Here is a 14,311-nt window from a genome sequence, read left to right as displayed (position 1 = left end):
TGTTCCGGACAGGAAGCTAAGTTGTCTAGGACAAGATGATGGCGTGTAGTGCGGGCAGACGCAGCGCACGATGATATCTTGAAATCATCGTGCGCTGAGAGGGCATGCGCTGACCCCATCGGCATTGCCAAGTAAAGTTAGGCTACCGCTGACAAAAAATCCGGTTTGCAATCAAAATCAGTCCTCTTGACCGAGCGATCCTTCGTAACCTTTGTCAGTGGACCTTTTAGCGCCAACGGACCGCGCTAATCGTCGGGCGGCGTTATCCACCAAACCTAAAGCACGGCGCACTTTTTGTTCAGGCCGCCCCGTGAAAGAGGTTACATGGTAGTAATCTTTGCCGCTGGGGGAAGCTTCTGAAAAATAATAGTTAGAAACGCAACAGCGAGGCCCGTCAACATTCAATGGGCTAACTGAATGCCAGCTTTCATTGTTTGTTTCCATCAGAACTAATCTATTGAAATCTGAAACTATTGTTACCGGTTTGGTTACGTTATCATCCCACAGTTCAAGATTGCCCCCGTTTTCTTCGGCCCAATCGGGGGCAACGTAATAAAGCAGGTTGATACGACGATATTTTGCCTTCGTCGCTTCATGGCTGTTGTCGATATGCGGGTTTAGAAATTCGCCAAGGAACATCATCGACAAGCCGCCCGCGTAAAGATGGGGATCGGGTTCAAGGTTAGGCATACCAGTCAGATCGGCAATCTTGTCGACGACTGCTGGACTTTGCATCGCGAAGGTAATGTCGGCTAAAATTCGCGGAAGCTCGTCAAAATTTCCAGACGTCCGCTTGTGTTCACGAAAACTGGCCCTTGTGCTAAAGCCATCCGCATCCTTGGGAAAGGCTTGCCGAATTTCAGTGGCTACAGTTTCCGGGAGCAAATTATCGACGGTACAGTAGCGGGTCTTTGTTCCAGGGGAGACTTTGTTCCAATCTTTACGGATCAGCTCGGCGTCGGCGTCCAACCGCGCTAGAATGGTAGCTGTCATCTCCGCTCGGTTCATCAACATTACTTACATCCCTGCCACGGTTACATATCTTTGCACAGCGCCCGGCCGAACCGGTATGCCCGGCCATGTCACATTTCAGCCGGCACGGCTATCCGCCTTGGTAAATAGCATCCCATGCCATCGATCGGGATACATCGAAGCGGATCTTCGGCCAACCTGTTGTCATCACCCGTCAATAAGACTGATTATGGCGTTTTCCAAAGGGTTCCGACCTGCCGCGCCATTCTGAAATCCGCATCGCAACGATTGATAGAACCATCGCCGTTAGACTACGGGCCGACAGCCGTGACGCGATCGGTCGTGCCACCGCGCAGGCAGCGTCTAAGCCGTCGGCAGTCACGGCCATAGAAAAACTCTGTGCCTTGATAGCGCAATCTTCAGCGACCTGCGCCCAATGAATGGGATCAGAGAATAAGCGCTCGACCATAGTGGCGATCGACGCCTTGGGGACGTCGGGCATGTTCTCATTATAAGAATAGCCTCGCGCATCTGACAGATAGCCGTACGTTACCGGGTGTTCTATCGATTCGATTCCGATCAGCGCCGGGCGCTTCGCCGCGGCAGCTTCGATAAGCGAGGTGCCGCTACCCACAAATAAGTCACATGCTGCTACAACTTCACGAAACCGTGAATATTCGAGAGGTCCGTGGAGTGTGACGCGGTCATCGACCTCAAGTGTTTTGGCCAAACTCCTAAGCTTCTCATCCATCGCCCCAACGCCATAGATATCGTACCGGATATCAGGAAATCGGTCCTTCAATGCAGCAACCACACCGATGATATGACGATTGTATGTTTTGTAAGGAAACAGATTTCCGATCGATACGATATGCTGTCCTGGTTGGACCGGCAATGGCGCGGGTTCCTGATCCAGTGTGACGCCGATCGGGAGAAGATGAGAACGCTGGTAGTCGGCACCAGAAAAATGTGTTGAGTAATTGTGCCGCGAAGACTCGTTGAAGAAAACAATATTTTCCGGAGGTATCGCAGCAAATAAATTCTGAACCTCTCGAGGAAAATGGAAGGGGGACGGTCTATATAAATATTCGTTCTGATGATAAATGCCCACCGTCAGCTGCTTCTGCGGATCTCCGCCGGCAAGCCGCAATCCCAGTATCGAGCCGAACAGGCCCATCGAATGGATATGAGTGCCAAAAGGCGCGAGAGCCTTAGCCAATCGGCGGTGCGCCAACGGCGCAAACACGCCGAGCAAGCCGCGTGCTGCTACGCCTCGATCGACCAAGAAGTCGGACAAACGTAAAATTTCCGCATCATGGCCCAACGTCTCGACCAATGCCGGATCCACACGATCGCTCAGCAATAGTACCGCGCTGCGCTGGCCGCGACGGGCACGCTCTTTGATAAGCCGGATGAGAAATGTCGTGCCACCGTTCATCACCAGCACATTGGCAAGAAAGATCATCGCATTTGCTTTCCGCGCAGTAGCAGCCAGCTCAGCGCAATTGTAAAATAAAGGCCATTGCTGAGCACATAGCCGCGAACCACATCTGCCAAATCGCCGCCCGCGTGGACGATCGCGATGCTGATACAGGCGTAAAGCAGATATTGCACCAGTTCCGCACCGATATGCAGCGCGAGCTTGGCACGCGCGATGACGAAGAAGCCAATCACATAGGCGCATACCCGGAACAGATCGCCGGTCAACTGCCATCCCATGAGCGGTTCGAGCGGCGCGAAGGTGCGTGAAAATAATAGCGGCACCACCAGCCCGCGAGCAGCATAGACCGCGAAGGCTATCACCATGAAGATCAGGCCGATGCGTATGATCGTTCGCAGAACGAAATGGAACGCCGTATCTGGTTCGGTCATCGCCGAGAGGCGGGGCATATAGCTTGTGGCCAGATAGACAGTGCAGAAGCCCATGATAGCGCTTGAGAGGCGGATCGACGCTTGCCAGATGCCGGCTTGTTCTATGCCCAGCGAACCCGTGACCGCAGTGCGCACAAGAATCTCGGCAATCGGAAACGTCAGAGCGGAAATGAACGTCATCGCGCCGAAGCGGATTAACTGTTTTGTCTCGGGATGATGAAAGCGGAGCCGTAGAACGCGGCGGACGGGCGCGCGCAACAACAGCCAGAGCGAGGGCAGGGCCGTACAGCCTGCCATGAACATTAGCGCCAAGGCCGCACCAGCAAAGCCGAAGACGTGGATCAGCACAAATGCTGCCGGAAGGCAGACTAGATAGGCAGAGATCGAAATTGCTGCGAACAGATCGGAACGTTGCTGTCCATTAGCGATTGCGATCGTGGCCGTGCCCAGGAAACAGGCGAAATGGGCAACGCCAAGCAATGGAGATAGCCACCACAGCGACGCAGTATTGAACAAGGCGATGGCAATGGGCCGGGCGGCCAGAATGCTGATCCCCATGATCACCCCCGACATCGCGAAACCGATGGCGAAAGCGGTTTCCAACAGCCGCACCATGTGACGCGGGCGTTGTCGATACTGTGCGACATACTTTGCTATGCCGTTGGCAATGCCGCCACCGGCGAACACCATGACGACACTGAGGACGCTGAGAAGGTTGCCGATCGCACCAAGCCCCGCCGGGCCTAGTACCACCGCGATCATCTTGATGATAACCAGATTGACGAGCATCCGCAGACCGTGAGCGCTGGCCGCTGCTGGCGCAGCCAGCGGTAGTCGACGGAACCAACTCGGTGTGGCTGCCGAGGCAAAACGCATCAACGGCGCAGGCCGTCGATCACCGCTTCCGCAACATAGGCCACATCATCGTCGCTAAGCCCGAGATGCAGGGGCAACCGCATCAGGCATTCGGTATAGCGATCGCTGTTCGGGATCGCCCGCTGGTCGTGACGATCCTTGAAATAGGGGCTGGCATGCAGCGAGAGATAATGGAACGGTGCCAATATGCCGCGCTCGCGCAAATGCGCGATCAATTGTGTGCGCTGATCAAGATTATCGCACACCATATAGAACATGTGGGCGTTGTTAGTTGCATAATCGGGAATATGCGGCAGTGTGACGCCGTATTCTGCGACGGAATCAAGCCGGTTGCGATAACCCTGCCAGATTGCCTTTCGCCGAGACTGGATGGTGTCCAGTCGTTCGAGTTGTCCAGTTAGATAGGCTGCGAGAATGTCGGACGGCAAGAATGACGAACCTACATCAACCCAGCCGTATTTATCGACCTCACCGCGGAAAAACGAGGAGCGATTAGTACCCTTCTCGCGCAGAATTTCAGCGCGTTCGAAAAAACGCGGATCGTTAGCGACGAACAGGCCGCCTTCGCCGCTACTGACGTTTTTTGTTTCATGGAACGAGAAAGCGCTCATGGCACCGATGCCGCCCAGCGGCTGGCCCTTGTAAAAGGAGTCAACCGCTTGAGCCGCATCTTCGACGACGGCGATGTCGTGGCGTGAGGCCAAGGCCATGATCGGGTCCATGTCACATGCCACCCCGGCATAATGCACGACCACGATGGCGCGGGTTTGTGGTGTGATCAGCGCCTCGATCGCATCAACCGATATATTAGGCGTATGGGGCTCGCTGTCGGCGAAAACGAGCGTCGCGCCGCGTAAAGCGAAGGCATTAGCGCTGGAGACAAACGTGAACGATGGCAAGATCACTTCGTCACCGGGTACGATGTCAAGCAATAGCGCGCTCAATTCCAGCGCGTCCGTGCACGAGGTGGTGAGCAATGCTTTGGGGAAGCCGTAGCGCGTTTCAAAAAACTGCTGGCACCGCTTGGTGAAGGGGCCATCGCCAGCATGTTTCGGCGACGCCAGCGCGTCGCGCACATAGTCCTGCTCGAGCTGAGTCACGATGGGGGTGTTGAATGCGATCTGACGCATCAGTTATTCCTTTAGGACAGCAACGCGGGCTGTCGTAGTATGCTGGGTACGGACGGATATGCGTGGCGAGTGCGCTATTCGTCTAGGGTGAGCAGGTGGCGGCCATAGGCTGTTTTAGCCATTACCTCACCGGCGGCGCGAATATCGGCCATGCTCAACCAGCCGTTGCGCCAGCCGATTTCTTCCAGACAGGCGATCTTGAAACCTTGACGGCTTTCAACAGCTTCGACAAAATGTGATGCCTGAAGCAGATTTTCGTGCGTACCGGTGTCAAGCCAGGCAAAACCACGCCCCAACAGTTCGACGCGTAGCTCCCCCGATCGAGATACGCCTGGTTGATGCTCGTTATTTCAAGCTCGCCGCGTTCACTCGGGCGCACTGCGCGCGCGATGTCGATCACCTGATTGTCGTAAAAATACAGCCCGGTCACGGCGAAGCGACTTTTGGGTTCACGGGGCTTCTCTTCGAGCGACAGCACGCGCTTGTTCTCGTCGAACGCCACAACGCCAAAATTCTCCGGGTCCTTCACTGGATAGGCAAACACCGTCGCACCATCAGCCTGTGCGCTAACGGCCTGAAGCATCGGATGGAAGCCTTGGCCAAAAAAGATGTTGTCGCCAAGAACGAGGCAAACTGGGTCATTCTCGATGAACGGTTCCCCAATCAGAAATGCTTGCGCCAGCCCTTCGGGACGTGGTTGCACGCTATATTGAAGGCGTATGCCGAACCGTTCGCCGTTGCCCAGTACGCGCTGATAGTTTTCTTGATCCTGCGGTGTGGTAATAACCAGAATATCGCGAATGCCGGCGAGCATTAGCACCGACAATGGATAATAGATCATAGGCTTGTCATAGATCGGCAGCAGCTGCTTGCTGATACCGATCGTTGCTGGGTAGAGCCGGGTGCCGGAACCACCAGCCAGCACGATACCTTTACGCATGATCCGTGCGCTCCGTGTAATTATGTTCGATCCAGTCGCGATAAGCACCGCTCCGGACGTCCGCAACCCACTGTGGATTGTCCAGATACCATTGGATTGTCTTGCGAATGCCCGTGGCGAAGCTTTCCTGTGGGCGCCAGCCTAGTTCGCGCTCAATCTTGCGGGCATCGATGGCATAGCGCCGATCATGGCCCGGGCGATCGGTAACGAAAGTGATCTGTTGGGTGTAGCTGCGACCATCGGAGCGCGGACGTTTCTCGTCGAGGATTGAGCAGATGGCGTGCACGACGTCGAGATTGGACATCTCGTTTCGGCCGCCGATATTGTAGACTTCACCGGGCGTCCCTCCTTCCAAAGCAGCTGCGATGCCGCGGCAGTGATCCTCGACGTACAGCCAGTCGCGGACCTGTTGGCCGTCGCCGTAGATAGGCAGCGCTTTACCATCCAGTGCATTCAGGATCACGAGCGGGATCAACTTTTCGGGAAAATGGAAGGGGCCGTAATTATTGCTGCAATTGGTAGTCAGGACAGGCAGGCCGTACGTATGGTACCAGGCACGCACGAGATGGTCGCTGGCCGCCTTGGACGCCGAATAGGGGCTATTAGGCGCGTATACGCTGCCTTCGTGGAACGGCGGGTCGTTCGGCTCGAGGCTGCCATACACCTCATCGGTGCTGACATGCAAAAAACGAAAGGCGGTCTGTCTTGCGGTGTCGAGCGTGCTCCAATAGCTGCGCGCGGCTTCCAGCAATCGGAAGGTCCCGATGATGTTCGTCTGGATGAATTCGCCGGGACCGCCAATCGACCTATCTACATGTGATTCGGCAGCAAAATTGATGATCGCGCGTGGCTGATGCTTCCCGAGTAGCTCGGACACCATCGCTTCGTCGGCGATATCACCCTGCACGAAATGATAGCGGTTATCGCCGCGAAGGTCGGCCAGATTATTCGTATTTCCGGCATAGGTCAGCTTGTCGAGATTGATGATCGTCTCGCCGTCGTTCGCTAGCCAGGATCGCACAAAATTGCTGCCGATGAAGCCGGCGCAACCGGTAGCAAGTATCGCCATAAAGTCCTCACAAATCTGGGGCGCGCTCTGGCTGAAGGAGCCGGTCATGTCCATCCCGGTCGGCTGGTGCGAAGGGGATCGCTTTCCAAGTTTGTTGGCGGCGCCTATCGGCGGAGTATCGACAGGAGAGATAACGATGGCCGCGGTAACGCTGCTCGAGTGGGATAGTGAATTCTTTGGATTCCCAATTGCTAAGACGAGCTTACAAAACGAGATTTCGGACGTATCGCTGCTGCGGGACGCGATCGTCGCAACCGGGTGCAGGTTATGCTACATCTATGCAGAGGATCTAGCCGGTAATGCAACAGCGATTGCCATGGGCGCAAAATTGGTTGATCGGCGCACCTTGCTACGACGCGCTTTGTCTCCGAAAGACGGTCGCAAAACAGGCGTTTGTGATGGTGATATCGCGATCCCTTCCGATTTGCCCAGGCTGCGCGAATTGGCGTTGCAAAGTGCGCAATTCTCACGGTTCCGGACAGATCCAGCCATGCCTACCGACGCATGGGTGCGGTTGTACGAGCGTTGGGCCGACAACAGCCTAGCGGGTACGATGGCCGATGCAGTCCTGGTCGTCAGGGTGGCAGGAGAGGTTGTCGGTATGCTGACCGTAGGATGCCGCGATGGCGCAGGAACTATTGGTTTGTTCGCCGTCGACCAAACAGCGCGGGGACGCGGGTTTGGTACGGCATTGCTCGATCGCGGTTCGGCGTGGTTTTCGGAGCAAGGGTGCACCACTGCTTCGGTCGTAACGCAGGGCGATAATTTAGCCGCGCAACGTCTGTATGAACGCGCAGGCTATGCTATCGCCGAGGTAACAGATGTGTACCACCTGTGGTTGGCATCAAAAGGAGATCTCGAATAGCGCTTCAGGCCGATTCTGTAATGAGATACGGAAGGGCAGGTGGACGTGACGACAAACTGCTCATTCTGTTACGCATAAGCCCATCGATCTGCAGATCCGGCCAGCTTCACATAATGGGCCTGGCCCGCCGCAGCGACAGCACCATTCATAACGATGTCACCTGGCTGAAAGCCTTCTGTTTTGGGTGGCGTCAGGACGGATCGAGCGGTGTAATCGTCAACGTAGGGAATGATCGCTGCCGGGGTATCGGTTACGTAGACCACGGGGTTCAAATATCGCGTTCTGCCTCCCTGCGTGGGGTTAATACCAAATGGGTAAAGATTGATCGACAGTTGGGTCATCGCCGTTCCCAGTTTGATTGCAGCAGTCAGCAGGCACCATTCACCCGGATGCCAATATTCATCAAAATCATGGGCGGCATAATCTCGAGAACCCGATGCTCCGTTTCCATTTACGGAAAGGCTTACGTAGGGATCTCCAGGTTTTACAATGCCCGGCTCACGGTTAAACAGCCATGACATCACGACCCAGTTTCCCGCGACACCGGAGATGGCGACGTCAATCGGCAAACCGGCGGAATCAGCGGTGCTGTGATATGCTACGGGCATGGGTTGGCCGTTCCATGGCGCGAGATCCCGTCCGGCGATTGTCACCCGCCGCCTAGCCAATGCAGAACAACGAGGTGCGCGAGTATAGACGTTACCGTTATCAAATCCGTCCATTCGCAACATGCCGTATGTCTTGCTGTCGGTTCGGGTATTTAAAACGTTATCACCCGCCACGCCGTTGCCAAGAACTGGAAGTGCCATCTTGGTGACGCCATTTGCCCAATATGATCCCAGTACTCGGCCGTGGCCACAGTTGCTCAATAATGTGAGGTTATCGAGTTGAGCCGGATCGCAGTCAATAAAGCTGTTGGCGCCAATGTCGAACGGGCCACGAGTATTCTGCAAATGAATGGCTGCGCTCCCGACATTCATCTCGAAGTAATTGTCAAATACCGACACGCCATTCATAGATCCGAATAGCCTGATCGGGTCGCGCTGTCCTTCAAGGCAGTTGCCGGCAATAGTCACGTTGTGAGCGGTGATCGCGATGCCACCGTCGCCCGGCAGATAGCCGTTCTGGCCCGCTTCGTTGTCGCGGAACGAAAAGCCGTTCCACTGCGTCGCATCGAGTGTCCGGGCAATCCAGCGGTTCCGGTTAATCGTACAACGCTGCGCCTTGAACATACCCATCTGGGTGTTGCTGCCGCGTGTCTTGAACAGGTCGAAAGCAGATGTGAAGCCATGGATGGAGCAATTGATGAACGCGAAATCGCGCAAAAATTGCTCAGCGCTGTCCCAGCCCAGCGCAGCGACCGGGCAGGGGCCGATCTCAAGCGTTGCAAGCGCGATGTCGCGTAGTTCGATCGACCCGTCACCCACTCGTGACCCGATGAACTGTATTGCCGCGCGTCCGCCGTGTATCGGCAGGATAACCGCCAACGCACTCGGTTGAGCGGGATCGTATCGCCCTGGATAGACCGCCCGTTTGCCACGGCCGCGAACACGTTGGGTTTTCGTACAGTTCCAGACCAAGGGGGTCGTCGTTTTGAACACCCCCGGCGGGAAGTACCATTCGCCACCAACGCGTGCGAAATAGTCGATAATTTCCTGAATGGCATTTGTGTCGTCGGTTTGCCCGTCGCCGGTCGCGCCGGTATCCCGGACGCTAGAACCAGTCTCGCGTAACTTTTCCAGGGCGCTACGCGTCTGGATGAACGGCGCGCCTGCGGGCTTGATCAATTCCCGGTGTGAGTCTTGCAGAAGCGGTGTTGTCGCGCCCCCGCGAGAGCCGCGAGCGTGCTCCGTCTGGTTATGCCATCAGTCATGGCGCGCGATGTCGCACGCTCGTTCCGCCGTGACAATGCGGGCGGGGGGGGGGGGGGGGGCGTCACGGGCATGCCCTGCCTACGGGTAAGCTTGCAGTGAGCTCTTGTCCTGTGCTGAGACTTTACGCTGTGGTCGTTAGTGCCTATGCGACCCTGCCCTTGCGCGCCAGGATCCTGAAGGGGTAATGGCGCAACGCATCCGGCGGATGTACTGAAAATGGTGTCGAAAATTGTGTCGGGCGCCCAATCTATCGCTTTAATATATGCTTAGGGATACCGATGGTTCTTGCAAATTCCTTATACAATATGCCCGAACTTTGATCAAACGACGAAGCCGGTGATTGTATAAAGCTCACAGCATCATAGCAATCTATGATGCAATGGGTCGGTTTGGAATGGTTAGTGGATCTTGAAGTATGCAACCTCAGAAAGTCTTAGTGCTTGGTGCCAGTGGAATGCTGGGCAACGCTGTGTATCGCTATTTTGGCAATCACACGTCACATGACGTAGTTGGCGTTGTTCGTTCGGCTCGTTCGGTGAGTAGCATATTTGGCGAAGTTCGCGGCCAGATTGTCGAGGGCGGCGATGTCGAGAACTTAGATGCGCTGGTGCGTATATTTGATATTCATCGCCCAACGATCGTCATCAATTGTGTTGGTCTCGTCAAACAACTTGACGATGCCAAAAACCCACTTGCAGCGATTCCAATCAACTCGGTGCTACCACACCGGCTCGCGCGACTTTGCTCACTCAGCAATGCACGCTTGATCCATCTGAGCACCGACTGCGTATTTTCGGGAGGCAAGGGTCTGTATACCGAGAGCGATCTACCTGACGCACGCGACGTATACGGGCTCACGAAGCTCTTGGGTGAAGTCGATTACCCCAATGCGCTGACGCTGCGAACATCGATCATTGGCCATGAGCTGTCAGGCGCCCACAGCCTCATATCCTGGTTTCTCGCCCAGGAAAGCAAAGTCCGCGGCTTTTCCAAGGCGATTTTCTCAGGTTTTCCAACCGTTGAGATTGCGCGGATCATCGACACTTACGTGATTCCGCAACCGGAGCTGTCGGGGCTTTACCATTTGTCGGCCGAACCGATTGACAAGTTCAGCCTGCTCGAATTGGTCGCCAAAACTTACAAGAAGGCCATTCGGATCGACGAGGATCGTAGTCTCGTGATCGATCGGTCGCTTGATTCCAGTCGTTTTCGCGTAGCTACGGGATTTCAACCTGACGATTGGCCAACGTTGGTCAAGCGCATGCACGATTTTGGCTGATTCGGTTTGAGGAAGATAGATGTTTAAAGGCAAAACCCTACTTATCACGGGCGGAACCGGATCGTTCGGGAACGCCGTCCTGCGCCGTTTTCTTGACTCTGACGTCGGCGAGATCCGCATCTTCAGCCGTGACGAGAAAAAGCAAGACGATATGCGCAAAGCATATGCGAGCGACAAGCTTAAGTTCTACATAGGAGATGTCCGCGACCGGCAGTCAGTGGCCGATGCGATGCACAGCGTAAATTATGTGTATCATGCAGCGGCGCTTAAGCAGGTCCCTTCCTGCGAGTTCCATCCGATGGAAGCGGTAAAGACTAACGTTCTGGGCACCGAAAACGTTCTTGAGGCGGCTATCACCGCTGGCGTCGAGCGTGTGGTGTGCTTGAGCACGGACAAGGCGGTCTATCCGATCAACGCAATGGGCATATCCAAGGCGATGATGGAGAAGGTTGCGGTCGCCAAGGCGCGAAAAGCCACGAAGACGGTGATCTGTGTGACACGGTACGGCAATGTTATGGCGTCGCGTGGATCGGTCATTCCGCTGTTCGTCGATCAGATCAGGGCGAAGAAGCCGCTAACCGTGACCGATGCGAACATGACGCGGTTCATGATGACGCTCGACGACGCCGTGGACCTCGTCCTGTACGCGTTCGTCAACGGCCGTCCCGGTGAAGTGTTCGTGCAGAAGGCGCCAGCGGCGACGATCGCTACGTTGACCGAAGCGCTCAAGAATTTGCTGTCGGCGCAGGAGGTTCCAGTGCTGACGATCGGTACCCGACACGGCGAGAAACTCTACGAGGCGCTGCTCAGTCGTGAAGAGATGGCATCGGCGGAGGATCTGGGCGACTATTACCGCGTGCCTCCGGATATGCGCGATCTCAATTACGCCGCCTATTTCGAACAGGGCGACGTCGACATAACCGAGGCTGTTGAGTATCACTCGCACAACACCCAGCGCCTCGACATTCAAGGAATGGAAGCGCTATTGCTCAAGCTGCCCTTCATCCGCGCGATCATCGCTGGCGAGCCGGCAGTACTGGACGCATGACCCGCACTGTAGGATCGCAACCTGAAGCATTGCTTAAGGTCTTGACGTTTGTCGGTACCAGGCCGGAAATCATCCGGCTGTCCCGCGTTATCCCGTTACTTGACGCGCATTGCGATCATGTTCTAGCTCATACGGGTCAGAATTATGATTACGAGTTGAACGAAATATTCTTTGCGGATTTATCAATTCGCCGACCAGATCACTTTCTCAACGCCGCTGGCGGATCGAGTGCGGAAACGATTGGCAACGTAATCGCACGCGCTGACGCTTTGCTGCGTCAAGAAATGCCGGACGCAGTACTAATCTTAGGCGATACGAATAGCTGTTTAGCAGCGATCGCTGCCAAACGGTTGAAGATACCGATTTTCCATATGGAAGCGGGTAATCGCTGCTTCGACCAGCGCGTACCCGAAGAGATCAACCGCAAGATCGTTGATCACATATCGGACATCAACCTGACTTACAGCACGATCGCGCGTGAAAATCTGCTGCGCGAAGGGCTGTCGCCTGACATGGTGATCAAGACGGGCAGTCCGATGATGGAGGTGCTTCATCACCACCGAGCGGGAATCGAGCAGAGCGGTATATTAGATAAGCTCAAGCTGACTCCGGGCGAATATTTCGTCGTCAGTTCACACCGCGAGGAGAATGTCGACCAAAAGGAAAATCTTCTCAAAATCGTTGGTATCCTTGACCAGGTAGCGAATACCTACGGTTTCCCGATCATCCTGTCGACGCATCCGCGAATGCAGAAGCGGATCGATGAATGGCAGGTGCAGTTTCATCCTCTCGTTCAGCTCGCCAAGCCATTCGGGTTTACGGACTACATATCCTTGCAGCGCTCGGCACTTGCCGTCCTGTCAGACAGCGGAACGATTACCGAAGAGGCTTCCATCCTTAATTTTCCAGCGCTCAACTTGCGTGAAACGCACGAGCGGCATGAAGGAATGGAAGAGGCGGCGGTCATGATGGTCGGGCTGAACGCAGCGCGCGTGCGGCAGGCACTGGATGTGCTGGCAAGGCAAGAGCGGGGCGAAAACCGGACTATGCGGCTGCCGGTCGACTATGACGTACCCAATGTATCGCAGAAAGTTCTGCGGATTATCATTAGCTACGTTGATTACGTGAAGAACGTCACGTGGCGTGAAAACGTGAAGCCGGCACCATGATCGTTCTGACCGGGGCTACTGGGTTCGTCGGGTCGCAGCTCGTACGGCAGTTGGGCGCGCAGGCAGAACTTCTGCTCGTGTCGCGCGATCCTGAAGCGGCGCGACGCCGGTTCGCTGAGGCTGCGGTATGTGATTATGCGACGCTTTCCGGGCATGATCTGACCGGTGCCGTGATTATCCATTTGGCCGCGCGCAATAATGACCGTGTGGGCACTATCGAAGAGTTTCGGGCAGGCAATGTGGATGGTCTGCTGGAAGTCGCTGCCATCGCCAAGGCCGGCGGTGCTGCTCGCTTCATTAATCTCTGCTCGACCCACGCGCTGGATACGGAGCACACCGATCCGTACGGCCTGAGCAAGCGGGAGGGCGCTCGCGCCTTGACGGCGTTATGGCCTGACGGAGCGATCAACCTTTATGTCCCGGCGATCTACGGTAATGACTTCCGAGGCCGTCTGGCAGTCCTGAATCGGCTACCTGCGGTTCTCAAGCCCCTAGCGATAGGTCTGCTGCGCCAGGTCAAGCCGATGATCTCGATCAATCGCTTGTTGGCGGTTCTGCTCGAACTTGCCGCAGAGCCTGACCTGTCCGACGATCCGTGGAAGAGCGAACGCTATGCTGCCGATCCGGTCAAGGATATCGGGATTTCGTCGGTTGTGAAGCGGACGGTCGACCTGCTGGCGGTTCTCGCCGTTGTCGTGCTGCTGGGATGGTTGATGATAATCGTCGCGCTTTACATTCGCTTCGATAGCAAGGGGCCGGCGATCTTCGCTCAACAACGCGTCGGCCGCGATGGTCGTATCTTCACCTGCTACAAATTTCGAACGATGACGTTAGGAACTGCGCATGCCGCGACCCACGATGTGTCTGCGGCCTCGGTGACGGTCGCCGGGCGTTTCCTGCGCCGCACCAAGATCGATGAGTTGCCGCAGGTCGTCAACGTCTTGATGAACGACATGAGCCTGGTGGGACCTAGGCCCTGCCTGCCAATGCAAACCGAACTTATTGCGCGCAGGCGTGCGCGCGGGATTTTGCGGCTGAAGCCGGGAATCACGGGACTGGCGCAGATAAACGAGATCGATATGAGCGATCCCGCGCGGCTTGCCGCATGGGATGATCGTTATGGCGCGTTTCAAACCTTGTCGGGATACATCGTAATTCTGATCCGGACCGTGTTGGGCGGTGGATCTGGCGACCGAGTCTCGTCCTACTAACAATCT

11 protein-coding genes and 1 pseudogene are annotated in these 14,311 nt (G+C 55.7%); 5 read left to right on the top strand and 7 right to left on the bottom strand.

What is annotated here, in order from left to right; all coding sequences use genetic code 11:
• Window positions 1-177 precede the first annotated feature (177 nt).
• The 6 genes and pseudogenes from QP165_RS19795 to rfbB all read right to left on the bottom strand — a co-directional run bounded on the left by QP165_RS19795 (window position 178) and on the right by rfbB (window position 6,907).
• A complete protein-coding gene (locus QP165_RS19795) occupies window positions 178-1,014 on the bottom strand; it encodes a 2OG-Fe(II) oxygenase (protein WP_333997100.1) in 837 nt (278 codons plus the stop codon).
• A 172-nt stretch (window positions 1,015-1,186) separates the two neighbouring features.
• Window positions 1,187-2,437, bottom strand: coding sequence for a glycosyltransferase family 4 protein (locus QP165_RS19790; RefSeq protein WP_333997099.1), 1,251 nt, complete (start codon window positions 2,435-2,437; stop codon window positions 1,187-1,189).
• On the bottom strand, window positions 2,434-3,720 hold the full coding sequence (locus QP165_RS19785; protein WP_333997111.1) for an O-antigen translocase: 1,287 nt from the start codon (window positions 3,718-3,720) through the stop codon (window positions 2,434-2,436). The genes QP165_RS19790 and QP165_RS19785 overlap by 4 nt, the downstream gene beginning before the upstream one ends.
• Window positions 3,720-4,850 carry a dTDP-4-amino-4,6-dideoxygalactose transaminase gene (gene rffA, locus QP165_RS19780; protein ID WP_333997098.1) on the bottom strand — a complete coding sequence of 377 codons (1,131 nt, stop codon included), beginning with the start codon at window positions 4,848-4,850 and terminating at the stop codon, window positions 3,720-3,722. The genes QP165_RS19785 and rffA overlap by 1 nt, the downstream gene beginning before the upstream one ends.
• Before the next feature lie 74 nt (window positions 4,851-4,924).
• A pseudogene (gene rfbA, locus QP165_RS19775) lies at window positions 4,925-5,790 on the bottom strand (glucose-1-phosphate thymidylyltransferase RfbA).
• Window positions 5,783-6,907: a dTDP-glucose 4,6-dehydratase gene (rfbB, locus tag QP165_RS19770; protein WP_333997097.1), complete on the bottom strand. Its 1,125-nt coding sequence runs from the start codon at window positions 6,905-6,907 to the stop codon at window positions 5,783-5,785. Before rfbB ends, rfbA begins: the two are co-directional and overlap by 8 nt.
• Here rfbB and QP165_RS19765 point away from each other — a divergent pair.
• Complete coding sequence (locus tag QP165_RS19765; protein WP_333997096.1) at window positions 6,906-7,724, top strand: GNAT family N-acetyltransferase; 819 nt, start codon at window positions 6,906-6,908, stop codon at window positions 7,722-7,724. The genes rfbB and QP165_RS19765 overlap by 2 nt on opposite strands.
• Window positions 7,725-7,792: 68 nt before the next feature.
• On the opposite strand, the gene QP165_RS19760 is transcribed toward QP165_RS19765, so the two are convergent.
• Window positions 7,793-9,511, bottom strand: a complete 1,719-nt coding sequence (locus tag QP165_RS19760) for a glycosyl hydrolase family 28-related protein (protein ID WP_333997095.1) — start codon at window positions 9,509-9,511, stop codon at window positions 7,793-7,795.
• 502 nt (window positions 9,512-10,013) lie between these two features.
• On the opposite strand from QP165_RS19760, the gene QP165_RS19755 reads away from it, so the two are divergent.
• Genes QP165_RS19755 through QP165_RS19740 form a run of 4 tightly spaced genes read left to right on the top strand, consistent with a single transcriptional unit; the run spans window position 10,014 to window position 14,305 of the window.
• Window positions 10,014-10,877, top strand: a complete 864-nt coding sequence (locus tag QP165_RS19755) for a dTDP-4-dehydrorhamnose reductase family protein (protein ID WP_333997094.1) — start codon at window positions 10,014-10,016, stop codon at window positions 10,875-10,877.
• Between the two features lie 19 nt (window positions 10,878-10,896).
• Entirely contained in the window at window positions 10,897-11,925 is a 1,029-nt protein-coding gene (locus QP165_RS19750; RefSeq protein WP_333997093.1) for a polysaccharide biosynthesis protein, read from the top strand.
• A complete protein-coding gene (gene wecB / locus QP165_RS19745) occupies window positions 11,922-13,094 on the top strand; it encodes a non-hydrolyzing UDP-N-acetylglucosamine 2-epimerase (protein WP_333997092.1) in 1,173 nt (390 codons plus the stop codon). The genes QP165_RS19750 and wecB overlap by 4 nt, the downstream gene beginning before the upstream one ends.
• Complete coding sequence (locus QP165_RS19740) at window positions 13,091-14,305, top strand: hybrid nucleoside-diphosphate sugar epimerase/sugar transferase (protein ID WP_333997091.1); 1,215 nt, start codon at window positions 13,091-13,093, stop codon at window positions 14,303-14,305. The genes wecB and QP165_RS19740 overlap by 4 nt, the downstream gene beginning before the upstream one ends.
• Window positions 14,306-14,311: the final 6 nt, after the last annotated feature.

It is taken from the genome of Sphingomonas sp. 22R3R2A-7 (assembly GCF_036856055.1).
Lineage (GTDB): Bacteria > Pseudomonadota > Alphaproteobacteria > Sphingomonadales > Sphingomonadaceae > Sphingomonas.
This window is presented reverse-complemented; position numbering and strand designations above follow the sequence as displayed.

Excerpts from the sequence above, each read along its gene's own strand:
- rffA (WP_333997098.1), bottom strand. The coding sequence starts at position 4,850 with ATGCGTCAGATCGCATTCAACACCCCCATCGTGACTCAGCTCGAGCAG.
- QP165_RS19765 (WP_333997096.1), top strand. The coding sequence starts at position 6,906 with ATGTCCATCCCGGTCGGCTGGTGCGAAGGGGATCGCTTTCCAAGTTTG.
- QP165_RS19790 (WP_333997099.1), bottom strand. The coding sequence starts at position 2,437 with ATGATCTTTCTTGCCAATGTGCTGGTGATGAACGGTGGCACGACATTT.
- QP165_RS19740 (WP_333997091.1), top strand. The coding sequence starts at position 13,091 with ATGATCGTTCTGACCGGGGCTACTGGGTTCGTCGGGTCGCAGCTCGTA.
- QP165_RS19755 (WP_333997094.1), top strand. The coding sequence starts at position 10,014 with ATGCAACCTCAGAAAGTCTTAGTGCTTGGTGCCAGTGGAATGCTGGGC.
- QP165_RS19785 (WP_333997111.1), bottom strand. The coding sequence starts at position 3,720 with ATGCGTTTTGCCTCGGCAGCCACACCGAGTTGGTTCCGTCGACTACCG.
- QP165_RS19750 (WP_333997093.1), top strand. The coding sequence starts at position 10,897 with ATGTTTAAAGGCAAAACCCTACTTATCACGGGCGGAACCGGATCGTTC.
- rfbB (WP_333997097.1), bottom strand. The coding sequence starts at position 6,907 with ATGACCGGCTCCTTCAGCCAGAGCGCGCCCCAGATTTGTGAGGACTTT.
- QP165_RS19795 (WP_333997100.1), bottom strand. The coding sequence starts at position 1,014 with ATGTTGATGAACCGAGCGGAGATGACAGCTACCATTCTAGCGCGGTTG.
- wecB (WP_333997092.1), top strand. The coding sequence starts at position 11,922 with ATGACCCGCACTGTAGGATCGCAACCTGAAGCATTGCTTAAGGTCTTG.